Origin of the sequence: Nannocystis sp. RBIL2, from assembly GCF_026626745.1 — a bacterium.
In the GTDB taxonomy this organism is placed as follows: Bacteria; Myxococcota_A; Polyangia; order Nannocystales; family Nannocystaceae; genus Nannocystis.
Window position 1 is genome coordinate 4,470,069 of the sequence record NZ_JAPNJW010000001.1, and the last position, 24,732, is coordinate 4,494,800.

Annotated in this window: 20 protein-coding genes and 1 tRNA gene; 10 read left to right on the plus strand and 11 right to left on the minus strand. The window is 71.0% G+C overall.

Going from position 1 to position 24,732, the window contains the following annotated elements; all coding sequences use genetic code 11:
* Window positions 1-59 precede the first annotated feature (59 nt).
* The 3 genes from OV090_RS17560 to OV090_RS17570 all read left to right on the plus strand — a co-directional run bounded on the left by OV090_RS17560 (window position 60) and on the right by OV090_RS17570 (window position 4,868).
* Window positions 60-2,540 carry a VCBS repeat-containing protein gene (locus tag OV090_RS17560; protein WP_267704849.1) on the plus strand — a complete coding sequence of 827 codons (2,481 nt, stop codon included), beginning with the start codon at window positions 60-62 and terminating at the stop codon, window positions 2,538-2,540.
* Between the two features lie 85 nt (window positions 2,541-2,625).
* On the plus strand, window positions 2,626-3,645 hold the full coding sequence (locus tag OV090_RS17565) for a hypothetical protein (protein ID WP_267704850.1): 1,020 nt from the start codon (window positions 2,626-2,628) through the stop codon (window positions 3,643-3,645).
* A 203-nt stretch (window positions 3,646-3,848) separates the two neighbouring features.
* The gene (locus OV090_RS17570) at window positions 3,849-4,868 is read left to right on the plus strand and encodes a hypothetical protein (protein WP_267704851.1); all 1,020 of its coding nucleotides are present in this window, start codon (window positions 3,849-3,851) and stop codon (window positions 4,866-4,868) included.
* A gap of 53 nt (window positions 4,869-4,921) precedes the next feature.
* Here the strand turns inward: OV090_RS17570 and OV090_RS17575 are convergent, their stop codons facing one another.
* From OV090_RS17575 to OV090_RS17585, 3 genes are all read right to left on the minus strand, one after another.
* Complete coding sequence (locus OV090_RS17575) at window positions 4,922-6,316, minus strand: alkaline phosphatase family protein (RefSeq protein ID WP_267704852.1); 1,395 nt, start codon at window positions 6,314-6,316, stop codon at window positions 4,922-4,924.
* A 512-nt stretch (window positions 6,317-6,828) separates the two neighbouring features.
* Window positions 6,829-9,045: an MYXO-CTERM sorting domain-containing protein gene (locus tag OV090_RS17580; protein WP_267704853.1), complete on the minus strand. Its 2,217-nt coding sequence runs from the start codon at window positions 9,043-9,045 to the stop codon at window positions 6,829-6,831.
* A gap of 273 nt (window positions 9,046-9,318) precedes the next feature.
* Window positions 9,319-9,636 (minus strand): DUF2325 domain-containing protein, encoded by a 318-nt coding sequence (locus tag OV090_RS17585; RefSeq protein WP_224195288.1) that lies wholly within the window; start codon window positions 9,634-9,636, stop codon window positions 9,319-9,321.
* Window positions 9,637-9,788: 152 nt separating this feature from the next.
* Between OV090_RS17585 and OV090_RS17590 the strand changes: the two genes are divergently transcribed.
* Window positions 9,789-10,979, plus strand: a complete 1,191-nt coding sequence (locus tag OV090_RS17590; RefSeq protein WP_267704854.1) for a hypothetical protein — start codon at window positions 9,789-9,791, stop codon at window positions 10,977-10,979.
* Window positions 10,980-11,257: 278 nt separating this feature from the next.
* Here the strand turns inward: OV090_RS17590 and OV090_RS17595 are convergent, their stop codons facing one another.
* The 7 genes from OV090_RS17595 to OV090_RS17625 form a co-directional block, all read right to left on the minus strand.
* A complete protein-coding gene (locus OV090_RS17595; protein ID WP_267704855.1) occupies window positions 11,258-12,559 on the minus strand; it encodes a hypothetical protein in 1,302 nt (433 codons plus the stop codon).
* Between the two features lie 57 nt (window positions 12,560-12,616).
* Window positions 12,617-14,050 carry a rhodanese-like domain-containing protein gene (locus tag OV090_RS17600; protein ID WP_267704856.1) on the minus strand — a complete coding sequence of 478 codons (1,434 nt, stop codon included), beginning with the start codon at window positions 14,048-14,050 and terminating at the stop codon, window positions 12,617-12,619.
* 31 nt (window positions 14,051-14,081) lie between these two features.
* Window positions 14,082-15,431 carry an APC family permease gene (locus tag OV090_RS17605; RefSeq protein WP_267704857.1) on the minus strand — a complete coding sequence of 450 codons (1,350 nt, stop codon included), beginning with the start codon at window positions 15,429-15,431 and terminating at the stop codon, window positions 14,082-14,084.
* A 2-nt stretch (window positions 15,432-15,433) separates the two neighbouring features.
* Window positions 15,434-16,645 carry a DUF4388 domain-containing protein gene (locus OV090_RS17610; protein ID WP_267704858.1) on the minus strand — a complete coding sequence of 404 codons (1,212 nt, stop codon included), beginning with the start codon at window positions 16,643-16,645 and terminating at the stop codon, window positions 15,434-15,436.
* Window positions 16,646-16,843: 198 nt separating this feature from the next.
* Window positions 16,844-17,275, minus strand: coding sequence for a GNAT family N-acetyltransferase (locus tag OV090_RS17615; protein WP_267704859.1), 432 nt, complete (start codon window positions 17,273-17,275; stop codon window positions 16,844-16,846).
* 21 nt (window positions 17,276-17,296) lie between these two features.
* Complete coding sequence (locus OV090_RS17620; RefSeq protein WP_267704860.1) at window positions 17,297-18,298, minus strand: beta-ketoacyl-ACP synthase III; 1,002 nt, start codon at window positions 18,296-18,298, stop codon at window positions 17,297-17,299.
* Window positions 18,299-18,600: 302 nt separating this feature from the next.
* Window positions 18,601-18,673, minus strand: a tRNA-Ala gene (locus OV090_RS17625).
* Between the two features lie 254 nt (window positions 18,674-18,927).
* Between OV090_RS17625 and OV090_RS17630 the strand changes: the two genes are divergently transcribed.
* The 6 genes from OV090_RS17630 (at window position 18,928) to OV090_RS17655 (ending at window position 23,751) form a co-directional block, all read left to right on the plus strand.
* Complete coding sequence (locus OV090_RS17630; protein ID WP_267704861.1) at window positions 18,928-19,623, plus strand: MotA/TolQ/ExbB proton channel family protein; 696 nt, start codon at window positions 18,928-18,930, stop codon at window positions 19,621-19,623.
* Window positions 19,620-20,036, plus strand: a complete 417-nt coding sequence (locus OV090_RS17635) for a biopolymer transporter ExbD (RefSeq protein ID WP_267704862.1) — start codon at window positions 19,620-19,622, stop codon at window positions 20,034-20,036. Before OV090_RS17630 ends, OV090_RS17635 begins: the two co-directional genes overlap by 4 nt.
* 53 nt (window positions 20,037-20,089) lie before the next feature.
* On the plus strand, window positions 20,090-20,725 hold the full coding sequence (locus tag OV090_RS17640; RefSeq protein WP_267704863.1) for a hypothetical protein: 636 nt from the start codon (window positions 20,090-20,092) through the stop codon (window positions 20,723-20,725).
* 73 nt (window positions 20,726-20,798) lie between these two features.
* Window positions 20,799-21,140 carry a septum formation initiator family protein gene (locus OV090_RS17645; RefSeq protein WP_267704864.1) on the plus strand — a complete coding sequence of 114 codons (342 nt, stop codon included), beginning with the start codon at window positions 20,799-20,801 and terminating at the stop codon, window positions 21,138-21,140.
* Window positions 21,137-23,287 carry a diguanylate cyclase gene (locus OV090_RS17650; RefSeq protein ID WP_267704865.1) on the plus strand — a complete coding sequence of 717 codons (2,151 nt, stop codon included), beginning with the start codon at window positions 21,137-21,139 and terminating at the stop codon, window positions 23,285-23,287. The genes OV090_RS17645 and OV090_RS17650 overlap by 4 nt, the downstream gene beginning before the upstream one ends.
* Window positions 23,288-23,334: 47 nt before the next feature.
* Complete coding sequence (locus tag OV090_RS17655; RefSeq protein WP_267704866.1) at window positions 23,335-23,751, plus strand: hypothetical protein; 417 nt, start codon at window positions 23,335-23,337, stop codon at window positions 23,749-23,751.
* Window positions 23,752-23,821: 70 nt separating this feature from the next.
* Here the strand turns inward: OV090_RS17655 and OV090_RS17660 are convergent, their stop codons facing one another.
* Window positions 23,822-24,727 carry an endonuclease/exonuclease/phosphatase family protein gene (locus tag OV090_RS17660; protein ID WP_267704867.1) on the minus strand — a complete coding sequence of 302 codons (906 nt, stop codon included), beginning with the start codon at window positions 24,725-24,727 and terminating at the stop codon, window positions 23,822-23,824.
* Between the last annotated feature and the right edge of the window lie 5 nt (window positions 24,728-24,732).

The following is a 24,732-nucleotide window of genomic DNA, read 5'->3' on the forward strand; positions in this document are numbered from 1 at the left end:
TCTCTTCGGTCATCCCGTGTTCGCTTGACGCTCGCGCGCGCCCGGGCGATGGTCCTCCGATGAAACGCGCCTACGCCTTGCCTTGCACGCTCGTCCTCGCGCTCGCCGGTTGCGGCGACAACGGGCGCCCGGCCGACGACGGCACCGCCACGCTCCCGACCTCGACCACGCCGAACCTCACCGAGCCGACTGGCACCACCGACCCGTCGACCGGCACCACCGCGCCGACCACCACCGACCCGACGACGAGCACCACCACCGGCGGCCAGGGCACGGGCGAGGCGGGCGAGCCCTGTGGCGTCAGCGCGGAGTGCAAGCCCGGCCTCGTGTGCGCCGGCGGCGAGTGTGCCCCGGGCGAAGGCGAGTGTCAGACCGACGACGACTGCAACGGCGACACCTACTGCTGCGCCGACGGCTGCCTCCCGGTCGGCGAGAGCCCGCCCGTGTGCATCCCGTACGGGTTCGATCCGAACCAGTGGAGCAACGACGAGTGCGTCGGCGACGTCACCATCGGCCTGTTCGAGCCGGCGGTGCAGTGCGAGTGGACCGCCCCGCCCGACGGCGACCCGTACCCCAATCACAAGTCGGTGCTCACGACCCCGCTGATCTTCGACCTCCCGCACGGCAGCAACGTCGAGTTCCCGCAGGCCGAGATCGTCATCGTCACCTACAACTACACCGACGGCGGCGAGCCGGCCGGCTGGGGCTCCGACCCCAACTACTACGGCGTCATCCGCGTGCTCGACGGCACCACCTGCGAGCTGATCGAGTCGATCGACGACCCCGCCAACCGCATCATCGCCGCCAGCCCGCCGGCCATCGGCGACATTGACGGCGACGGCCTGGCCGAGATCGTCACCCACCGCGCGGTGTCCGGCACGATCGCCTTCGGCTGGGACGTCGCGCTCCAGAAGTACGTCACCAAGTGGGTCGCCACCGGCACCGACTACAGCATGACCACCCGCTGGGACGGCCCCTCGCTGCACGACCTCGACGACGACGGCGTCGCCGAGGTCATCACCGGCAGCGAGGTCTACGACGGCGCCACCGGCACCCGCCTCAACCCCGGCCAGGTCGTGCCCGGCGCCGGCGCCAACCGCTTCTCCGTGATCGGCGACCTCGACCAGGACGGCGCGGCCGAGCTGGTCGGCGCCGGCGTGTGGCGCTGGAACGTCGGCACCAACACCTGGGACATGGCCTGGCCCGGCGACCCTGACGGCGGCGCGCACTACGGCTTCGCCGACTTCGGCACCCCCGGCCCCGACCCCGCCAGCTTCAACGGCACCGCGCTCGACGGCCGCGCCGAGCTCGTCAGCGTCACCGGCGGCGTGGTCGAGCTCTACACCCTCGAGGGCCAGCTGATCTTCGCCGCTACCACCGACCTCGGCAGCGGCGGCCCGCCGACCATCGGCGACTTCGACGCCGACGGCTTCCCCGAGATCGCCAGCGCCGGCGGCAAGGCCTTCAGCATCTACGACCTCGACTGCAAGGACGGCATGGCGCCCGGCTGCGTCGCCCCGTGGATCCGCTGGTCGCAGGCGTCGCAGGACCTGTCGTCGCAGAACACCGGCTCGTCGATCTTCGACTTCGAGGGCGACGGCGCCGCCGAGGCCGTCTACGCCGACGAGTGCTTCCTCCGCGTCTACGCCGGCGCCACCGGCGAGGTCCTCTACTCGACCTTCCGCACCTCGTGCACCTGGTACGAGAACCCCGTGGTCGGCGACCCCGACTACGACCAGAACACCGAGATCCTGGTCGGCTCGAACGACAACTGCAGCGTCGTCTGCCCCGACATCGACCCGATCCACCGCGGCCTGCGCTGCGAGACCGGCGAGGAGTGCGGCGAGCCGTTCATCTGCGACGCCGGCTTCTGCCGCTGCAGCGACGACACCCAGTGCGTCGGCGGCCACGCCTGCACCGAGCCGCTCGCGGGCACCCCGGGCGCCGGCAACGTGTGCCGCGCCGTCCACCCCCCGGGCGTCGGCCTCACCGGCCTGCGTGTCCTTCGGGACAGGCTCGACCGCTGGGCCTCGTCGCGCCCGCTGTGGAACCAGCACGCCTACTCGGTCACCAACGTCGACGACGACGGCGGCATCCCGGCCACCTCGCAGTGGCAGGCCAACTTCCTCCAGCCCGACCTCAACAACTACCGCCAGAACCGCCAGGGCGACACCCCGCCGGCCGCGCTGCCCGACATCACCGGCAAGCTGGGCGACCAGAGCTGCATGGGCAAGGACGGCAAGGTGGTCCTGACGAGCACAGTCTGCAACCGCGGCAAGAAGGCCGTGGGCGCCAACCTGCCCGCCACCTTCTACCTCGGCGACCCGGCCGACGGCATGGTCCTGTGCGTCGCCTACACCTCGGAGCCGGTGCCGGTCGAGGAGTGCCGCGACGTCTCGTGCGCCATCGACGACACCGTCAACGGCACCGTCACCGTGGTCGTCGACGACGACGGCCAGGGCGGCGAGTTCGCCCTCGAGTGCTTCGAGAACAACAACAGCGACGCCATCCAGATCAAGGACTGCAGCCCCGTCGGCTGAGCGCCGCCCCGCCCGTGAAAAACCGCGCTCGCCGCTTGCCTGCGCCGCTCTGGGCAGGCCCGCGGCGAGCGCCTAGACTCGGCGCGTGCTGCCCTTCGTCCCGCGGCTCGCCGTCGCCCTGCTCCTGCTCCCCGGCTGCTTCAACCCCACCGGCGCCACCTCGACCGGCTCGAGCGACCCCGGCCCCGTCAGCGAGACCGACGCGACGACGACATCGACCTCGACCGGCAACACCACCCCGCCGACGACGCTGCCGTCGATGACCGAGCCGACCACCGAGTCGGTGAGCACCGTCGAGCCCGTCACCAGCACCATGGTCCCCCCGGCCTCCTGCGGCGACGGCGAGGTCGACGGCGGCGAGGAGTGCGACGACGGCAACAACGACAACACCGACGATTGCCTCGACAGCTGCACGATCGCCGTCTGCGGCGACGGCTTTGTCCACGCCAAGCTCGAGCTCTGCGACGCCGGCCTCGACAACGCCGAAGACGCCCCCTGCACCCTCGAGTGCCGCCCCGCCGCCTGCGGCGACAAGAAGGTGTGCCCCGCCTGCGGCGAGGAGTGCGACGGCGGCCTCTGCGACGACGACTGCACCTTCAAGCAGCGCTACGTGTTCGTCACCAGCGACCTCTTTCAAGGCAGCCTGGTCGGCGGCCTCCAGGGCGCCGACGAGCGGTGCGCGCAGGCGGCCGGCGGCATCGATCTGCTGACCGGTCGCCAGTTCGTCGCCTGGCTCAGCAGCAGCGGGGTCGACGCGAAGACGCGGATCGGGGTGACGGACGACCCCTACGTGCGCATCGACGGCCAGACGCTCGCCGTCGGCACGGCGGACTTCCTCGACATCACGACGCCGATGATGGTCCCCATCGACCTCAACGAGAACAGCTTGATGGTGACGACCGACCTGGTGGCGTGGACCGGCACCCAGCCCGACGGCCTCAAGTCCAACGCGTCCGAGATGTGCGGCGACTGGCAGTCCGGCGAGGGTACCGGCCGCAAGGGCACCCTCAGCGAGACCGGCGTGCTCTGGACCGACGACGGCACGATCGGCTGCAACGAGGTCGCCCGCCTCTACTGCGTCCAGGTCGCGCCACCCTCGCGTTGACCCGCCGGCTCGGCCGCGCCGCGCCGCGCCGCAATGACATGTCTTTTAAGACATGTCGATTCAGACAGTTGCGAACGGGCCGCCGCCGCTCCCCGCGCCTCGGCGTCGAGCTCGGCCGAGCGCCGCGCGCCCCGTGAAAAACCGCGCTTGCCGCCAGCCACGTCGCTCTGGGCAGGCCCGCCGCGAGTGCCTAGACTCGGCGCGTGCTGCCTCCTGCCCTGCGGCTCGGCGTCGCGCTGCTCCTGCTCCCCGCGTGCTTCAACCCCACCGGCGTCCTCTCGACCGGCGAGGCCGGCGAGGCCGACCCCGGCCCCGTCAGCGAGACCGACGCGACGACGACGACGGCGGCGACGGCGACCGGCACCACGACCCCGCCGACCACGCTGCCGTCGCAGACCGACCCGACCACCGAGCCTGTCACGACCACCGAGCCGAGCACCACCACGGAGCCCCCGCCGCCCTCTTGCGGCAATGGCTTCGAGGAGGACGACGAGGAGTGCGACGACGGCAACGCCGACAACAGCGACGCCTGCCTCGACACCTGCAAGAACGCCTACTGCGGCGACGGCCTGATCTACGGAGCCATGGAGACCTGCGACGACGGCCCGTCCAACGGCGACGACGCGCCCTGCACTTCCTCCTGCCAGAAGGCCCTCTGCGGCGACAGCCTCGTCTGCCCCGAGTGCGGCGAGGAGTGCGACTTCACCCAGGGCTGCGGCCGCGACTGCAAGTACAGCGCGCGCTACGTGTTCGTCACCAGCGCGCCCTACTCCGCCGGGGAGCTGCAGGGCCTGGCCGGCGCCGACGCGATTTGCATGCAACACGCCACCGGCGTCGGCGCCCTCGCGGGCCGCGAGTTCATCGCCTGGCTGAGCGTCGCCGGCGCCGGCGCCGGCGACCGCCTGAGCTCGTCCTTCCCGTTCCTGCGCATGGACGGGCAGAAGATCGCCAACGACTTCGCCGACCTCACCGACGCCTCGATCGACTTCCCGATCAACATCGACGAGAACGGCCTGACGGTCGACGCCACCTACAAGGTGTGGACCGGCACCAAGGCCGACGGCACCTTCGGCGAGGGCGACATCCTGTGCAAGGACTGGATGGTGCCGATCGGGATGGGCTGGGTCGGCAACCCCACTCTGACCGGCTACGAGTGGACCGACAACGGCCTCGTCTCCTGCAACTCCGAGGCCCGGCTCTACTGCTTCCAGACCGGATCGTGAGCCTAGAATGTCTTTCCGGACATGCCTTCATGGACATGTCCGGAGAGACACCATCACGGCTTCTCCGGGTAGAGCTCGGCGCAGCGGGTCACCGCGCCGGCGTCGACCTGCGGCAGCGTGACCTGCGGCGGCTCGGCGTGCGACGGGGCCGAGAAGTCGAACATGTCCCACGGCGCCAGGGCGTTGGCGTCGCGGGCGGTCAGGGCCGGCAGGACGAAGCGGGCCTCGATGAAGCGGAGGATCGACGTGTGGTCGTAGACCTCGTGGCTGACGTAGTGCTTCTTCGCGTACGGTGACACGACGATGAACGGCACGCGCGGGCCCAGGTGGTCGAAGCGGCCCGACTGGTCGTGCGGCTGCAGCTCCGGCTGGTGGGCGTCGGGCGGGCAGGCGGCCGGCGGCGGCACGTGGTCGAACAGCCCGCCGTGCTCGTCGTAGGCGAAGAACAGCGCCGAGCGCGGCCAGCTCGGGCTCTTCAGCAGCGCGTCGACCACCCGCGCCACGAACAGCTGCCCGAGCTGCGCCACCGACGGCGGGTGCTCCCACGTCGCCTTCGACTCCGGCGCGTCGAACGTGGCGTTGACGAACGACACCGCCGGCAGCTGGCCCGCCGCCGCGTCGGCGAAGAAGCGCTCGATCGGCTGCCGCTGCGTCGCCGGCTCGGGCAGCATCCCCGTCAGAAAGTCGCCGAGCCCGCCGGCGTCGCTGAAGTACACCCGGAAGCTGACGCCGCGGGTCACCAGGTGGTCGAAGATCGTCGCGTCCGGCTTGAAGTTGACGTTGACGGTGCGCCCGTACGACGAGCCGGCGTAGAGGTACATCCGGTTGGGCCACGTCGGCCCCGGCACCGAGCTGAAGTAGCGGTCGCCGAGCGCGAACTCGTTGGCCAGCCAGTAGTAAAACGGCAGGTCGGGCTCGTCGTAGTAGCCCAGCGCGCGCTCGCCCTTGAGCGTCGCGTCGATCACGTCGTCGCCCTTGCCCTCGTTGGTGCTGACGAACCCGTCCATCTTGCCGCCGGCGATCTGCTCGTGCACCGCGTCCCACGAGTGATTGGTGTTGCCGAAGCAGGGCTGCGTCTGGTGGTAGATCGAGACCGGCGCGCCGTCGGGCCCGGGGTTCGAGAAGTGGGCCGGCGCCACGTCGGCCTCCGGTTGCCCGCGCACCGGCAGCATCTGAAAATAGTGGTCGAACGAGCGGTTCTCCTGCATCAGCACGACGATGTGATCGATCGGGATCTGCTCCCCGCTCGGGTACGACTCGCCCTGCGTCTCCGCCGGCAGCGCGCCCACCTCGTACTTGCAGCGGCTGCGCCCCTCGGCCGCGTCCGCGTCGCTCGGCGCCTTCACCGGCCGGTCCCAGTCCGCCTCGGTCCCCGCCGTCTGCTCACCCGTCGTGGCGACGCACGCCGCCAAACACACCAGCGCTCCGATCCGTGCTCTTCGTGCCATGCCTGGCTCCTCGCTCGCGGGCCCCTCGCCGAACGGCCGGTGCGCGCGGCCAGCCGGGTAGCACGCGCCCGCGCGAGCGCGAGCCCCCGCGCCGGAGCCCGCTCTCGTCGCATCCCCGCCGCGCTCGCGCCTGGCCCCCGGATCACGGGCGCAGCCTCCGCTCGCGGCAGCGCCTCGGCATGTCCCTTACGACATGTCCGCTCGATCACGCTGGGAGGCGAACCTCGGCGCCTGCCGCTCCGCCGCGCCGACCGACCGGGCAGGCGAGGCGGCGAACATCATCTGTCCGTTCGGACATCTCTCCGCTCGTGACGAGCGCCCCGGCCCCGGGCACGACCTTGCTCGGCTCACGCGCTCGGCCCGCCACGACCTGCCCCTTCGGACATGGATTCGCGCACAGGCCGCGACGCATCGGACCTCGCACGCGGCGGAGCAGCCTTCGCCCGCCGCGTCCGCCCCTGTCTTTTCGGACACCTGAACCAGTCGGCGCCGAACCTGTCCCTCTGGACAGTTTATTCTGCTCGTCGGCGCCGCCGCCCCAGCCCGAGCAGGCCCACGCCCACCAGAGAGGCCAGCACGCCCTCGCCGTCGGCCCCGCTGGTGCATCCACAGCCCTCCTGAGCGTCGCCGCCGGGCGCTCCGCTGTCGGTGTCGGTCGCGGTCGGCTCGTCACCGCTCTCGCCGGGAGCGCTCGTGCCGGGCTGCCCGCCCGTCGTCGGCTCATCCGTCGTCGGCCCGTCCGTCGTCGGTGCGCCGCTCGTCGGCGTGTCCGTCGTCGGTGCCGTGCTCGTCGACGTGTCGGTGGTCGGACCCGCCGAGGTGGTCGAGGCGTCCGTCGTCGAGGTCGTCGACGTCACCGGCGCCTCGGTCGTGCTCGAGGTCTCGCCGGTGGTCGACGAGGTGCCGTCCGAGTCGCTCGGGTCCGGCAGCGGATCGGGCTCGTTCGTCTCCCCCCCGCCGTCGAGCCCGCCGCAGTTCAGCCCGCTGCAACACGGATCGACCGGGGTCTGCAGGGCCTCTTCGAACATGTGCTCGAAGATCGCCGCGAACGCCGCCTGCAGCTCGACCTGCGAGTCTCCGGCGGGGAAGAAGTCGAGCGCGCCGCCCGAGCCCCACGCCGCCATCATCGTCAGCTGCTCGACCGCCTCCGGCAGCGCGGCCAGCTCGCCGAGCCCGAGGACGTACGTCCGCACCCCGTCGCTGACCATCTGCTCGAGCGAGGCCTGGACCGCCGCGTCGTCCGAATCATACGTGCCGTCCATGATCAGCACGTTATAAAACTTGGTCTGCGCGTCGCAGATGACCGGCGCGTCGACGGCCATGCAGCTGGCCCTGGCCTCGGCGAGGTGGCCTTGCACGAGCTCGAGCCCGAGGTGGACGAACGACCCCGAACCGCTGCACGCGCCCGGCTTCTGCGCGTCGAGGTCGCACCGCGGCACATGGCTCTGAACCGTCGTCGTCGGCCCCGGGAACTCGATCTCGTCGGTCTGGAAGGTCCACGCGATCGGCGGCCCACCCCACGGATCGACGCACCCGGGCGCCTCACACGAGGTCTGCGGATCGAGCGCCCAGTGGAACACGCCGGCACGGCAAGGCGCGTAGTCGACGAGGAGCTTCTGCTCGGCCGGCGCGTCGTCGCCGAACACCGCCGCGCCGACGACGGACCACGTGGCGAACGACCAGCCATTCAGCAGCGGCGTCGAGGTCCCCAGCGCCTGCTCGATCCCCCCCGTGCGCAGCAGGTCCCAGCGCGTCTGCCCCATCGCCCCATGGACGCTGTCGCCCATCACGTTGAGCATCGACGACGAGCCGTCGAGGATGAACATGATCCGCGGCCACGCCGGAGCGCAGATCGGCGGCTCGATCTGATTGATGATCTTCTGCAGCTCCGCCTTCAGCGCATCACCGAGCAGCGACGTCTCGGTCACCGCCTGCCCCGTCCCGCCGGCGAGCGCGAGCCCCTTCGCCTCCGCCGTGCCCAGGGCGTCGCCGACCGACAGCACGAAGGTCGGGATCGCCGCGTTGTTCCACATGTCCAGAGCGACAGGCGCCGGATCGGCCGCCGGCGGCTGCAGCACCTGCGTGTTCTCCTGGTCGCTCCACACGCCCTGCGTGATCACGATCAGCGCGGGCCGGCGCTCCTTCGGCCCGATCTCCTCCGGATGGTCCGCCTTCACCTCGGCGAACAACGCCTTCGCCCGCTCCATCGCCCCGCCCGTCCAAGCCCCGATCCCCGCCGGCGCCCCCGCCAGCGGCGGTGGCACCGCTGACAGGGCCGCCTTCACCGCCTCGCCGTTGCAGTGGAAGTACGTCTTGTCCGGATCGATCACGTCGTACCAGGGGACATCGACCTTCTGCCCGTCGACCAGCCCGCTCGCGTCGCCGGCGATCGTGGTGCCCGGCTGATCGGCGTCGGGGTCGTGCCCGAAGCGCATCAGCGCCAGCATGCTGGTGCCCTGGATGTAGCCGTTGTCGCCGTCGACGATCGCCTGCACCGCCGCGACCGCCCGCTGCCAGCGCGTCTCGTCGGCGTCGAACATCTCGTTCATCGCCGTCGAGTAATCGAGCGCGATCAGGAAGACCGGCTTGGTGAAGGTGCACTGACCCTCCTCGACACAGAGCGGCGCCGCCCGCGACGGCTCCACGCCACCCACCAGCGCCAAGCCGGCCCCGGCGAGGATCCCGAGTTGCAGGCCGAGTCGCTTCCACGTCCGCGAGGTCTTTTTCATGACCTCGCCACTTCGCCCGCAGCGGCCGCCCGCGTCAATTCCACCCGGCGCTCCCGCGCCCGCGCCTCACCTCGTCCGCTTCAGCGATGATCACGGCCCGCTGGCCCGATCGCCGCGCATGCACCATTCCGTCGTCGCCACCACTGGCACGATCCGCACACCACTCGCGTCTTCAAAAAACTGACACCACGCGCCTTCTGCCATCGACCCGAACGGTCGACGCCGTGTTTCACCGCGACCCCTTGCGACACGCGTCGCCGGTCGCAGGTACGCTCACGAAGCGTTCTGCTCGACCGCGGCTCGCAGCGCCGAGACCGACGCGGTGCGCAGGTAAACCACCTTGGTGTCGTCGGTGACGAGGTCTTTGATCTGGTCGCGGAGCGCGTGCGAAACCATGCCGACCATCACTACGACGAGCGCGATCTTGCCGGCTCCGTGGCGCACGCCCGGGGGGATCCGCTGCTCGAAGTGCCGGAGCGAGCAGCCGAAGCGCTGCGCGACCTCGCGATAGCGGCTCGACATCCCACCGTGTCCACCCACGACCACGACCGTCGACTCGCTCGCCTCTTTTTTCTCCTGCTTGGTAGCCATGCCCCTTGGTTGTGCAACGCCCGGGCCAACCTCGATCTGGGCTGCATGCGGGCCCAGATACCCCTACGCCGTATTCCCAAATATTTTCGTTTGTCATTTTGGCACGCGCTCGGCCGACGCGGTGCCACGGGGATGGTCTACCCTGCGGCCCCATGCGTCTCCGCTCGCGCGCCGCGCTCCTCGCTCTCGCTTTCGCCGCGTGCGATGGCGGCTACAAGCCTCCGCCGCGCCCACCCACGCAGGCTCCGCCGACCCCGCAGCCGCAGCCTCAGCCGCGCCCCCAGCCGCAGCAGCCGGCGCCTCCGCCAGCGGACCCGACCGTCGCCATCTCCGCGCACGGCGAGCACAACTGTATCCGCCGCAAGTCGGGCGCGATCGCCTGTTGGGGCAAGAACAGCGACGGTCAGCTCGGCGACGGCGGCCGGGCCGACCTCCCGCGGGCCGCGCTCGTACCTGGTCTTTCGGGCATGTCCGAAGTATCAGCCGGCGGCAACTTCACGTGCGCACGCAAGCCGGGCGGCCAGGTGCTGTGTTGGGGCAACAACGAGGACGGCCAGCTCGGCGACGGCGCCGGCGCGCGCCCAGGCGCTCGCAGCACCAGCCCGGTGGCGGTCACCGGCCTCGGCGACGCGGTCGAGGTCGTCGCCGGGGCAGCGCACGCGTGCGCCCGCCGCAAGACCGGCGGCGCGGTCTGCTGGGGCCTCGGCGAGAACGGCCAGCTCGGCACCCAGGCCGACCGCTCGGCCCGGCCCGTGGCTGTCCCTTCGACCAGCCGAGTCGTCCAGCTCGCGGCCGGCGACGCCCACACCTGCGCCCGCACCGACGCCGGCACCGTCCTGTGCTGGGGCCGCAACACCGAGGGCCAGCTCGGCGACGGCCTGCACGCCGGCCGCTCGACCCCCAAGCCGGTCCCCGGCCTCTCGGACGCCGTCGACCTCGTCGCCGGGGCCAAGCACAACTGCGCCCGTCGCAAGGCCGGCGGCGTGGTCTGCTGGGGTCACAACCAGGATGGCCAGCTCGGCGACGGCACCAGCGGCACCTTCGCCCAGCGCACCCCCGTCGCCGTCGCCGGCCTCACCGGTTCGCTCGAGCTCGCCGCCGGCGGCGCGCACACCTGCGCCAAAGTACAAGGCGACAAGGTCATGTGCTGGGGCGCCGGTCGCAACGGACAGGTCGACGGCGGCGCCGCCTCACGCCCGCGCCCTACGCCCGTCCCCGGCCTCACCGGCGCGGTCGACCTCGCCCTCGGCGCGGCCCACTCGTGCGCCCTGCAGTCGACCGGCAACGTCACCTGCTGGGGCAGCGACGAACACCGCGCCCTCGGCCCGCGCCGCCTGCCGTGAGCGCCGCTCGGCGCGGCCTGGCGTCACCCATGAGCGCATGACGGCGCGGCTCGACCCGCGCCGACTGCCGTGAGCGCCGCTCGACGCGGCCCGGCGTCATCAGCGAGCGCATGACGGCGCGGCTCGGCCCGCGCCTGGACATGTCCACAAGAACATATCCCATGAACCTCATCCCGGCGACGCGGACGAGCGCACGGCCCGGCCCGCCGCCGGCATGAGCGCGCTCCCCTGAACATGCGCCTCGGGACATGTCCCCATGGACACCCCGCTTCCGAGCCTCACGGCGCGAACGAGCCCAGCCAGGGCACGATCTCTTCTTGAAGCACCACCAGCTCGCCGCACCGTCCGCGCGTGACCTTCACCCGCGGCCTCCCGTTCTCGCGCCCCTCGAGCGTCAGCGGCGCGATGTGGACGACCTGCCCCGCGAACGACATGCGGTGCAGCTCGACCGTCAGCGGCTCGTCCTTGGCCGTCTGGCGGCCGATCGGCAGCAGCAGCGCGTCGGCGTCGACGTGCGCGCGAATCATCTCCGGCGGTCCCGCCGCGTTTGCGACCGCGACCTCCGTCTCCCACAGCGTCGCCCCGTCCTCCAGCGCCAGACTGATCGCAGTGATCTTCTCCTCCGGCTCGAGCCACCGCTGCAGCACGACCACCTGCCCGTCGGGCGTCACCACCAGGTCGTTGAGGCTACCCATGGGGGCGCCCGGCTCGAGCAGGTCGCGCGTCCACAGCAGCGTCCCTGCCGCGTCGACGCGCGCCACCTGCATCACCGCCTGCTCATTGTTGGGCCACATCCCCACGGCCGCCACGATCTCCTCCGCAGGCCCGAGCGTCAGCGACAGCGGCGCCAGACCGCCCGAGCCCAGCACCTGCAGCTCCCACAGCGCCCCGCCGGTGTCGATGTCCACCCGCGCCAGCCACGTGCCGTCCTGATGCGACGAGACACCCAGCAGCAACGCAGTGTCGTCCGCGTGCAGCGCCAGCGCTTTCGGCACGTCCAGCACCGCCGTCTTCAGCACCGACCGCGACAGCTCCGGCTCGCCCGCGTCGAAGCGGCCGATGAACGGCAGCTGCTGCCCGCCGACCTCGGCCCTGCCGCTCACGATCACCGTGTCGTCGGCCGCCACCGCCGCCCCCGTCATATCGAGGTGTTCCAGCGTCTGCAGCTCGCCCGTCTTCCACCCGAGCGGCACCCCGTCGGGTGAGACCCACGCCACGCTGACGCCGAAGGTCGAGTCCGGGAGCCGCGTGTTCGCCGGCACTGCGATCCGGCCGTCGCTCAGGATCAGTGGCCCTCCGGCGACGAACCGCTCCACGCCTTCCTCCTGCTCGATGAGCTCCGACCACAGCGGCGTCAACGTCGGCTCGCTGTTCGGACAGGTCTCGTCATCCGGCCCGTCGGTCGTCGGCACCGGCTCCGCCGTCGTCGGCTCGTCCGTCGTCATCGGCGCGCCCGACGTCGAGGGACCGCCGGACGTCGAGCTCGACGACGACGAGCCGTCGGTCTCGCCGTCCTGAGGCGTCCCCGGTCCGCACGCGCACGCCAGCAGCAGCACCGGGGCGAAGTTCGTCCATCGCATGCCTCCAGCGTGCCGCGGGGCCCGAGCCGGGCCCAGGGACCGCGATCGGACCCAGCGCTAGCCGACCACGCCGGCAGCCTTGACCGTGAACTCGCGCGCGTTGCGGAACACCACGTCGAACACCGGCAGCCCCTTCGCCAGCACCGACAGCGTTGCTGCTTGCTGGATCTCCGCCAGCCGGCGGATGTCCTTGCGGAGGATCCCGTACTCCGCCTCGCCCAGCGGCAACAGCTCCGGGTGGGTCGTGAAGTAGCGCGCCACTTGCTCGCGCATGAAGTCCGCCACCTGCGGGTGGTTGACGAAGATCTGCACGCCTGCCGTGCCGCAGGCCGGGGAGATCAGCGGCACGCGGGTGAACGCCCACACGCCTTGCTCGAGGCGGACGTTGACGACCGCGCCCTCCTCGTGGCCGCCGCCGAGGATCACCAGGTCGAGCTCGACCATCCCGTTCCAGCGCATCGAGAACAGCGCGCGCAAGAACGCTTCCACCAAAGGGCGGCGGATCAGGTAGCGCTCGGGGTGCTGCAGCATCAGGCGCAGGTGGCCGCAGCCGAGGTTGCCGGGCGTGATCATGTGCTCGAGCACCAGCGGCCGCAGCGCCTCGGGCGGGCCGTTGAGGAACGCGCGCCACTCCTTCGGCCCCGAGCTGGTCGGCGGCAACCTGTCCGAAAGCGCAGGGTCGGCTCGCATCGCGGCGATCAGGTTGTTGCCGGCGATGGTGTCGGAGTGGATGTAGAAGTGGCCGAACGTCTCGACGTAGCCCTCGAGCAGCGCGGCGATCCGCTCGAGCGGGACCGGCTGGCCGGTCACGCGCTCGACCGCCGCCAGAGCCAGCAGGAACTCGCCCGCGTCGCCGCCGGGCGTGCCGATCACCGCGTGGTCGTCACGGCCGTCGACGCACGACGTCTTGCTGTGCAGCATCAGCGCCGCCATCTTGACCCACCGGACCCGCTGCGCGTCGCCGATGTGGGCCTCGATCTGCGCCTGGCTCAGCGGCCCGGGCGCAGTCTCGATCTCGACCGGCGCCGGCGCCGGCACCTCGGCCTGGCGAAAGATCGCCTCGTCGCGCATCGTCGCGAACCCGAACTTGCGCCACGCCGAGATCCCGCCGTCCATCACCGCGACGAACTCCATGCCGAGGCACTCGAGCGACTGCGCCGCCTGAGCCGCACGCGGCCCGCCGTTGCGCGACACCAGCACCACCGGCGTCCCGGCCGACCAGCGGCTCGCGGCCTCGTGGATGCGGGCCAGCGGCAGCCACACGCTGCCCGGCACGTAGCCGAGCGGACCGGTCAGCTCCTCGGCCTCGCGCACGTCGACCAGCTGGACCGTGCGGCCTTGGCGACCGACGAACTCGACCGGCAACAGCGGCGTCCCGTCGGGCGCGGTCCACAGCTGTCCGAGCCAGTTGAGCTTCACCAGCCGCTCGTGGATCGGCATCGTCAGCAGCGCTTCCGAGGTGACCGCCTTCGGGTCTGTCCGTTTCAACATGTCTCTCCACACATGCTCGTAAGGTCCTGTCTCAAGGCGCAGGCGCATCGGCTCGCCGGCGCAGCGCCAGGAGATAATACGGCAACGGCAGCAGCAAGCAGCCCGCGGTGAGGGCGACGATCGTCGCGCCCGAGCCGGCGATCATCAGGGCGACCACGGCCAGGCCCACCGATGCGGTCCACCGCCCGCGGCGGCGCTGCTGCGGCGTGAAGCGGTCGGGTTCGCGCCGCATCAGCACCAGCTGGGCCGCGCAGGCCGCCCCGATGGCGACCAGCGCGGTCGCGGTCGAGAGCAGGGCGATGAAGTTGTAGATCTCGAGCATCGACCCACTGAAGTAGAGCCCGACCAGCGCGCCCGACAGCACCGCCGTGAGCACCAGCGCGCGGGTCGGCGTGCCGAAGCGCGGGTGCAGCCGCGCCAGCGCGCGCGGCCCGAGCCCGTCGCGCGCGGTCGCGTGGGCCATGCGGCTCGTGACCAAGACCCAGCCGTTCAAGATCCCCGCCACCGACACCAGCGCGCCGACCGTCACCAGCGTCGCCGCCGTCGGCCCGAAGTGGTGCGCAGCGACGTCGGCGAGCGGGCTGGCGCTCTTCGCCAGCAGCTCGGCGGGCACGGCCAGGCTGAGCGAGCCGAGGACCAGCAGGTAGACCGCGCTGGTCATGAGGAAGCCGATGTAGACCGATTTACGGATCGTGCGACCGGCCCCGACGATCTCCTCGGCCGGCACCGTGACCGACTCCATGCCGACGAACAGCCACGACACCAGCGACACCGCCGGCAGCAGCGAGCCCCAGCCCTTCGGCGCGAACGGCTCGAGGTTCTCGAGCGACGCCATCGGCCACAGCGCCACGCTGAGGATCACCAGCGGCGCCAGCTTGCAGATCACCGTGATCACCTGCACCGCTCCGCCCGCGCGCACCCCGATCGCGTTCGTCAACGTCAGCGCCCACAGCAGCGCCTGGCTGACGACGAAGGCCGTCCACGGGTCACCGGCGGCCGGCCACAGCACCGCGAGGTAGCCGACGAAGGCGGTGAGGAACGCCGCGTTGCCGATCACCGCGCACAGCCAGTACAGAAACCCGACCTCGAGGCCGACGAGGTCGCCGAAAGCCCGACGCGCGAACGCCTGCAGCCCGCCCGACACCGGGTACGCGCCGCCGAGGTCGGCGAACACCGCGGTGAGGCACAGATAGCCGGCCGCGTTGATCGCCCACGCCACCATCCCGAGCGGCCCTGCCGTCTCGGCCAGGCTCGACGGGATCACGTAGATCCCCGAGCCGATCATGTTGCCGACCACGAGCGCGGTGGTGGCCACGAGCCCGAGCCCGCGGAACATCCCCGACGGGGAGTTCGGCGCCGCCGTCCCGGTCTCGTGGCTCACCGTCACCCGATCGGCCGCAGCCGGCTCATCAGCGGCTCGACCTGCTTGCTCAGGCTCTGGTCCTTCGAGCGGCGCACCAGGCTGCCGGCGGTGAACAGCGCGAAGCTGACGTAGTCGTACAGCAGCTCCTTGAGCTGGCGCTCGATGTTGGCGCCGGCGAACAGGGCCCTGGCGTTGTCGACCACGCGCTGGGCCTCGAACGCGCCCTTCTCGGCAGGGCCGGCGCGCGAGAACAGCTGCTCGTAGGTCGGGTCGACGAAGCTGGCCAGGTTGTTGCGCAGCACCGTGCCCTTGCCGCCGGAGTCGGCCTCCTGGTGGATCTGCTGCAGCACCGCGTTGGCGGTCTCGACCACCTCGAGCGGCCCGCCGCGCATGCGCGGCTTCTGCATCGCCACGTGCTTCGACTGGATCAGCTGGAACAGCTGCTTGGTGGTCTGGAACTCGCCGAGGCCGAGCACGCGGCCGAGCTCGATCACGCTGAGCACGCCGTCGATCGCCTCGTAGATCGCGCGGAACTCCTTGGGCGGCTCGGTGCGGCCCTCGACGCGGTCGGGCACGTAGTCGCCGCTCGGCACCCGCTGCCGGAAGTAGCGCATCTCGTCCATGCGCGTGACCCCGTCCATCAGCAGGTTGTTGAGGTTGAGCGAGTGGTGGAACGGGACCGCCTCGTCGTCGAAGCCGTCGAGGAAGCAGAACATCCCGTCGCTGACCTGCATCGACGCCAGGACGATCTCCTCGGCCTGCTTGCCGAGGTATTGATAGACCTGCGAGTGGGTCGAGATCCCGAGCTCGACCGCCATGTCGCCGAAGCGCAGGGCGCTCTCCTTCTGCTTGTCGAGCGTGTGGCGCAGCTGGAACTCGTCGATCGCGCCGAAGCGGTACATGATCTTGCCGAACCGCTCCTCGTCGACGTCGCTGGTGGCGCACACCGCGTTGCCGGAGTCGATGAAGATGCTGCGGACGTGCTCGCCGTCGCGGACCGTCAGCTCGCCGCGCCAGTTGGCCTGGGCGATCAGCGCGATGACGTCGCACATCGTGCCGGGCTGGGTGATCTCGCCGGCCAGGCGGACGATCGCGCCGTCCTCCTCGTCGCGCCGGCCGTCCTGGCCGGTGAAGCGCATGAACACCACGTGGTTCGGCGTCGGCATCAGCCGGTACGCGCCCGCGCGGGCGCGCATCTGCGCGCCCGCGTGATCGCCGTGCGGCTGCGCCACGCCTCGCTCATCGATGAAGACCAAATCGTCTTGCGGCTTGCGCATGCGCTGCGCGGAGTCGAATCCGCGTTCTCCGCATGCTTGGTATCACCCGCGCGATCTGCCCGCAAGCGGCCGCGGGACCTCTGCAACGCGTTGCGCTCGGCGCATGACCCAGGGAGACAGCGTTCCACGCGCCGCCGCCGGTCCGCGCACGCCTCAGTCGAGGCGGAACGTGAACAGCACCGTGTCCTGCGGCTCCTCCGCCCCGCCCGCGGCCGCGTACAGTCGCATCGCCGGGGTGTTCGAGCGCTCGGTCGCCACCCACGCCACGCGGCAGCCGAGCTCGCGGCCCAGCGCCAGCGTCGCCTCCAGCAGCGCCTGGCCGAGCCCCTGCCCGCGGTGCGACGAGGCCACGCCGACCTCGTTGATCCATAGCTCCGGGTCGGCCTTGTCGGGGTGGAGGTAGTCGACCGCGGAGACCATGCCGACCACGACGTCGCCCTCGATCGCGACCACGAGGTGGTGGTGCGGGTCGGCCAGGAACTCGCGCGCGCGCGCCGGCACGATCGGGTCGTCGAACACGTCGTCGGCGACCCGCTCCAGGAGCTCCGCCTCGTCCGCCGCCAGCGGCCTGATCTCTCGCGTCATGGCTGTCCTCTCCGACATGTCCTAGAAGACAGCCACGGAGCCGGCCCAGGTGAAGCCGGCGCCGAAGGCGGCCATCAGCACGCGGGAGCCGGGGCCGATCTTGCCCTCGCGCCATGACTCGCTGATGCCGATCGGGATGGTCGCGGCGGTGGTGTTGCCGTAGCGCTCGATGTTGTGGACGACGCGGTCGTCGGGGATCCCGAGCTTGGCGGCGACCATTTGGTTGATGCGCATGTTGGCCTGGTGCGGCACGAACATGTCGATGTCGGCCATCGTCAGGCCGGCGCCGCGGACCACCGAGTGGGCCACCTCGGGCATCTTCTCGGTGGCCCAGCGGAACACCTGCTTGCCGTTCATGCGCGGGAAGTGGCGGCCCTCGTCGAACATCTCCGGCGTCAGCCGCGGGATGTACATGCTGGCCGGGGCCTCGACCCACAGCTCCTGGGCGCCGACGCCGTCGGCGTGGAGCTCGACGTTGTGGATGCCCTGGCCGTCGCGGGTGGCCTCGCCGACCAGCACGCAGCCGGCGCCGTCGCCGAACAGCACCGCGACGTCGCGGCCGCGCTCGTTGAACTCCATCCCGGTCGAGTGGACCTCGGCGCCGGCGATGAGCACGTTCTTGTACACGCCGGCGCGGACCCACGCGTCGGCGACCGACAGGCTGTACAAGAAGCCCGAGCACTGGTTGCGCACGTCGAGCGCGGGCACGCCGGGGATGCCGAGCTTGTGGGCGAGGAAGCAGCCCGAGCCGGGGAAGTTCACGTCGGGGCTCAGGGTGGCGAAGATCACCGCGTCGATGTCCTTCACCTCGCGGCCCGCCTGCTCGAGCGCCATCTTGGCCGCGGGCAGCGCCAGATCGCTGGCGCCGATGCCGGTGCGCTCGATGAAGCGGCGCTCGCGGATCCCCGTGCGCTGGTGGATCCACTCGTCGCTGGTCGGCATCAACTTCGACAGGTCGTCATTCGTCACGACCCGCGTCGGCACGTAGTGGCCCGAACCCAGAATAGCGGCGCGCTTCGTCATCGCCCGGCATGGTGCCATCCAGGCCGCGGCGTTCAAGCTGAAAGCCCTTGCGCACCGCCTCTGCAGGCCGGGCGCAGCGTTGTTCGCAGGCTCAGCGCACGCAGGGCGCGAGCGCGGCCGCGAAGGTCCGGGTCGCGGCTGCGAGGGTCCTCCGAGCGCGGACGCGAAGGTCCCCCGAGCGCGAGGGACCGCGGCTGTCGAGGGCGACAGTCGCGACCCTTGAGCGAGGACCCAAAGACCGAGACCGAGCAGGCGGTGTGCCGGCTCGGTCTCGTGTGGTGCGGGTTTGGGTTCCCGCGGGGTGGAGGCGAGGGGGATCGAACCCCTGACCTTCGCGCTGCCAGCGCGACGCTCTCCCAGCTGAGCTACGCCCCCAGGTCGTTTGGTGGGCGGAGTGTCTAACAGCGAAGCCCCCGGCTCGTCAAGCCCCATCGCGTGAGCGCACTCCCATGGCGGCGGCACCGACAGGTTGCGACAGGCCCCTGGCAGAGAGTACACCGCTTCAATCCGCTCCCGGCGGACCTTTCTTTTCATCCTTCCGCTCCCCGGCCGGGCCTGCGCCCAGGCCGGCATCCGGCAACACTCACGGGCCTGCCGCCGAGGCCCTCCGACCGGGCGAACGAACCACGATGGATCTCAAGGAACTCTTCGAACAGGGCGGGCCCCTGATGTGGGCCATCTTGGTCGCCTCGATCGTGGGGGTCGGCATCTTCTTCGAGCGGCTGTGGTCGACCCAGCGGTCGAAGGTGCTGCCCCGGGCCTTCGTCGACCGCATCCGCGCGCTCGTCGCCAAGGGCAAGGTCAACGAGGCGCTGCTCCTGTGCGAGGAGAACGCGTCGTCGATCGCCCTGATCATCGCCTCCGCGCTCCGCGCGTTCGAGCACAGCACCAGCCGGGCCGACATCAAGGAGGCCGTCGAGGAGGTGGGCGCCCGCGAGATCGCCCACATGGACCGCAACGTCGAGATCGTCGGCACCGTCGCCACCATCTCGCCGCTGCTCGGCCTCTTGGGCACCGTCGTCGGCATGATCCAGGTGTTCCGCAACTTCGTCGAGGCCTACGCCTCCGGCGCGGTCGGCCCTGACACCTTCGCCCAGGGCATCTGGCAGGCCCTCATCACCACCGCCTACGGCCTCACCGTGGCGATCCCGATGCTCCTCCTCTACCGCGTGCTGCTCGACCGCACCAACAAGCTGGTGCTCGAGATGGAGGAGGACGCGATGGCGATCGTCAACCTGCTCGAGGACGGTCGCCGCGCCGCCAAGGCTCGCCCGGCGCCCGCCGTCTCCGAGCCCAAGCCGGTCGCCGCCGAGGTCACGCCGTGAACTTCCGCGGCAAGAACGGTCGCAAGCGCCCCGGCAGCGGCGGCAACCTGGTCGACCTGACGCCGCTCATCGACGTCACCTTCCAGCTGCTCATCTTCTTCCTGCTGACCGCGACCTTCAACACCGACAGCGCCTTCAAGGTCAAGCTGCCCAAGGCCTCGAGCAACGAGCCCGCCAGCGAGGCCAAGGCCATGGTCGTCGAGATCAGCGAGGACGGCCGCTTCGAGGTCGACCGCGTCGTCGTCGACGACCGCGAGCTGCAGATGCGCCTGTGCAACGCCGCCAAGGACAACAAGGTGTCGACGGTCAACATCAAGGCCGACCAGAACACCCGCCACGAGAAGGTGGTGCAGGCGATGGACGTCGCCAAGCTGTGCGGCATCGAGAAGCTCGGCATCCTGCACCGCCACTGAGCGCGCCCGCCCCGAGTTGAACTCGGCGAGCAGGTCTGAGAAATTCTCTGCGAGTGACGGCTCCGTCGCGCCGCAGCAGCTCATGCCTCGCTCTGCTCGCCAGCGCATGGCTGCTGCTCCGCCCCGATCCAGCGTCAGCCTGCAAGCCGCCGCAGTTCATCGCCGAGCGCCTCGACTTCGAGCTCGTCGCCGCTCGCAAGAACGGCCGCACGCTCGCGCTCGATCACTTGCCCGCACGAGTGCGAGCGACCAGCACGCCGTACCGACACATGATGGTCGAAGACATCGGCTGGCTGAAGCTGGTCGAAGTCACCTCGCCGCTGCCGTCTCGCACCGAGCGCTACCTTCGGCGGCAACGTCGGCTCGCCCGACCGATCTGCGCCATCCTCGTGTACCGCGAACCGGCAGTGCCGGGCCGCTACGCGCCCGACCCCGACCCCGACTACGACGAGCACAAAGGGGCGGTATGGACCGACCTGTGGCCGCGCGACGTGCCGGGCGTCGTCGAGTTGACGCCGCACCGCGATCGCCTCCGCGTGACCATCGAGCGGCCCGACGCGCCGCTCGAGCTCGAGTACCGCCTCACCCACGCCACCTTCTCGAGCTGCGACCTCACCGCGAGTGAGGGTCGCCCGCCCGCCGTCCTCGCGCTCCTCGCTCTGGCGCTGCGACGGCGACGCCGCGAGTGACGCGGTCGGTCGTCTGTCCGCACTGCACGGGTGCGCAGCATCGCGCACTCGGCCGGCCGCTCTCGCCGAATTTTTGCCCCGATCGATCACCCCGGCCAAGGTCGGCCAGTTCCCCATGCAATGGGTCAACCGGATCTTGCTCGCCGCGCTGCTCGCGTTCGCGATCGCCTACCTGCCGCAGCACGTCGCCACCGGCGGGAGCGCGGAGGACCTCGCGCGCGTGGAGAAGGAGCACGCCGCGCTGCGCCGCGGCAACGAGCGGCTGCAGGGCGAGATCGAGGCCCTGCGCGCCGAGATCGCCGCTCTCAAGCGCGACCCCGAAGAGGTCGCGCGGATCGCCCGCGAGGACCTCAACCTGATCCGGCCCGGTGAAGTGGTGTTCGAGATCCGCCGCGACGACAAGACCAAGCCATGACCACGCTCGCCCGCACCCTCCACGGCCTCCGCCTCCGCGCCCGCGAGCGCTGGAGCCTCCTCGTCCTGCTCGCCACCTGGCTGGTGCTGGCCGTGGGCGCCGCCACGCCGACCGCCTTCGACGAGGGCAGCCCGGCGCTGGCCGCCTCGCTGATGGTGTTCGCCGCCACCCTCGTGCGCGCGCTGGCCCGCGAGCTGCGGCCGAACGCCGCCACCTACTCGCAGACCCACGAGCTCGAGCTCGGCCTGCTCATCATCACCGGCACCTACCTGCTGATCGCGGTCACCGGCGGCCTCGCCAGCCCGGCGCACCCGCTGGTCTACGCCCTCGCCTCGTTCCTGCTGCTGCTCCACCGCGCGCGCTGGATCGCCGGCGTGTGGTTGGCCTCGATCGCCCTGCTCGAGGTCGCCGTCGGCTGGTCTTCGGGACATGACTCCGGGGCCAGGATCGCCTTCCACCTCAGCTACATCGCCTTCTTCGCCGCCGGCAACCTGCTGATCCTCGGCGCCCTGGTCCGGCGCCTGCGGGGTGAGCACGCCCAGCGGCTGGCCGACGAGCTGACGCACATCCGCCAGGAGGCCCGCGACTTCCGGTTGGTCGCCGCCGCCGCCCCGCGCAAGAGCCGGGACGCCGAGGAGGCGCAGCTGACCCAGTCGGCGGTGCACGCGATCCACGAGCAGGTCGCGTTCAGCCTCGAGCTCATCCGCGGCGACCTCGAGCTGCACACCTGCGCCCTGCTGTGGATGTCCGAGGAGGAGCTCGTGCTCAAGCGCGCCGCCTCGGCCTCGACCGCGCTGGTCGGCGCGCCCGAGCTGGCGAACCCCGGCGTGCTGGCTGGGCTGCTGCGCAACCCGAGGACGCTTGTCCTCAAGAACATGTCCGAAAAGCATCTTCCGCCGTACTACGGCGCGCCGGTCGCGGTCACCGACCTGTGCGCCGTGCCGCTGGTCCGCGGCGAGCGGCTGCTCGGGATCCTGTGCGCCGACCGCGTCGACGCCATGCCGTTCACCGCCGCCGAGCAGGACAAGCTGACCGCCGCGGCGCAGCACGTGCTGCGGACCGTCGACCACGAGCGGGCCTTCATCACCGCGATGCGCAGCCGCTACGAGCACGAGCAGCTGTACCGCGCGAGCGAGCTGCTGAGCGGCGCGCTCGGGCTCGAGGCGCTGTACGGCAAGAGCTTCGAGGCGATCCGCGCGATCGCCCCGTACGACCTCGCCGCGATCTCGACCTACGACGAGCACGCCGAGGCCCACCGGGTGCTCGCAGTCGACGTCCCCGGCGACCGCGACCCGAACCACGGCGCCGGCTGGCGCAGCATCGCCGAGTCGCTGCGCGACCGCGTGTTCGAGCACGGCTCCGGCCTCGTCGCCATGGCGACCAAGAACCGCCACTTCATGCCGGCCGCCGACGAGCGCGTCGAGCCCGAGACCGTCGTGTTCGACGTCCACACCCGCCTGCGCCCGGCCCAGAGCGTGCTGGTCCTGCCGCTGCTGCACGGCGAGAAAGTCCTCGGCACCCTCACCCTCGCGGCCGCGCGCGAGCGCCAGTTCCCGCGGGCGACCCGCGAGATCCTCCGCGTCCTCTCGCACCAGCTCAGCGTCGGCCTGCAGAACGCGCGCATGTACCGGGCCATGGAGGAGCGCGCCACCACCGACGGCCTCACCGGCCTCACCAACCACCGCGCCTTCCAGGAGCGCCTGGCGCAGATCCACGCCCTGGCCGAACGGACAGGTCGCAACTTCTCCCTGATCCTCACCGACATCGACCACTTCAAGAAGGTCAACGACACCTACGGCCACCCGATCGGCGACGCCGTGCTCAAGCGGGTGGCGGCGGTGTTCGCCGGCCGCGCGCGCAAGGTCGACATCGTCGCCCGCTACGGCGGCGAGGAGTTCGTGCTGGTCCTGCCCGACACCGACGCCGAGGGCGCGGCCATCTTCGCCAACAAGCTGCGCGAGGAGGTCGCCGCCCAGACCATGACCAGCGACCATGGCCCGTTCGCGGTCACGATCTCCATGGGCGTCGCCGAGTACCCCACCGACGGCCACGCCACCGCCGAGCTCATCGAGCGCGCCGACCAAGCCCTCTACCACTGCAAGCACAACGGCCGGAACTGCGTCACTCGGGCCAGCCAGCTGCCCTGAGCGCCCGCGCGCCCGCCGACTCGCCACCGATCTGCCATACTGATCCCATGCGATACGCCCGGCTCGTCCCCCTCCTCCTGGTGTTCGCCCCGGCCTGCGCCGAGCAGCACAACTACAGCGAAGGCGAGATCTGCGTCGACGCCCCCGCCCTCGCCTCGTTCGCCGCCGGCGACGAGCTCGAGGTCGTGGTGGTCCTCGACGACTGCATGGCCTGTCCCAAGGATTTTAATGCCAACTGCGAGGTCGACCGCCAGGGCAGCACGATCAACCTCCACGCCGGCGGCGTCTACACCCAGCGCAGCGGCCCCTGCGACACCTGCCTGACCCTGTCCGTCGCCTGCATCGTCGGCGGCCTCGAGCCCGGCAACTACACGATCCGCAGCGGCGACCAGACGCTCGAGGTCAACCTCCCGCAAGCCGAAGCCCCCAAGCTCGACCCGACCTGCGACGCCGTGCAGTGGTGAGCCGCGAGATTTGAGCGTCGAGCGTTGCGACGCGAGCCGAGCCACGACTCGCCCGAGCGAAGCGACCGTCTTAATCGCGCAGTTCGACGCGCACCGGGCAGTGGTCCGACACCGAGCGCAACTTCGGCGGCTCCGACGTCTGCACCTCGCACCCTAGCGCCGCGCACATGCCCAGCACTTCGGGTGTCCCGAAGGACAGCTCCTTCGAGCCGAGGAAGTGATCGAGCAGGCTCGCCTCCCAGCGCGCCACCGCCTTCTTCGGCTGCCAGTACTCCGAGCACCCGAGCGCCCCGGTCGGCAGCTGCAGCGCGTGGCGTTCGACCATCTCGTCGATGAAGCGGCGCTCGGAGTGGTTCTCCACGAGGTACCCCGTCGTGTTGAAATCACCGGCGACCACCACATCCCCGAACTCCTCGCGCAGCGCCGGCAAGATCGACGTCAACCACTGCCACTGCTGCTTGCGCCGCTCGAACCGCCGCTCCGCGCCGCCCGAGTCGAAGTGCACCGACACCAGCGTCAACGTCCGCCCCGCGCTCGTCTGCAACGAAGCCAGCAGCGCCGGCGCCTGCCCCGTGGGGCAGACCTCGCCCTTGCTGAGCGAGCGGTGCGTCTTCAACTCCAGCCGCGCCGTGTCATATACGACCCCGACGCTCAGCCGCCCCTTGCTGTTGTGTCGACACGAGTCGGTCAGCACCGCCGCGTAGCGCCGGCCGGCCAGCGCGCTCGCGCGGTCCAGCGTCGCGTAGAACTTCCCGGGATCGCGGATCTCCTGCACCGCGAACGCGTCTGCGTCGAGCTCGGCGATCGCCGCCGCGACCGCCTCGGGGTCGGTCTCCTCGCCCGGGAACGTCTGAATATTAAATGTCCCGAGCACCAGCGGCGCCTCGCGGCGGCACCACAGCAACAGCGCGATCGCCACCAACAGCACCCACAGCCACACGCGACGACGACGGGGACGACGACGGCGATCTTGCATTGCAG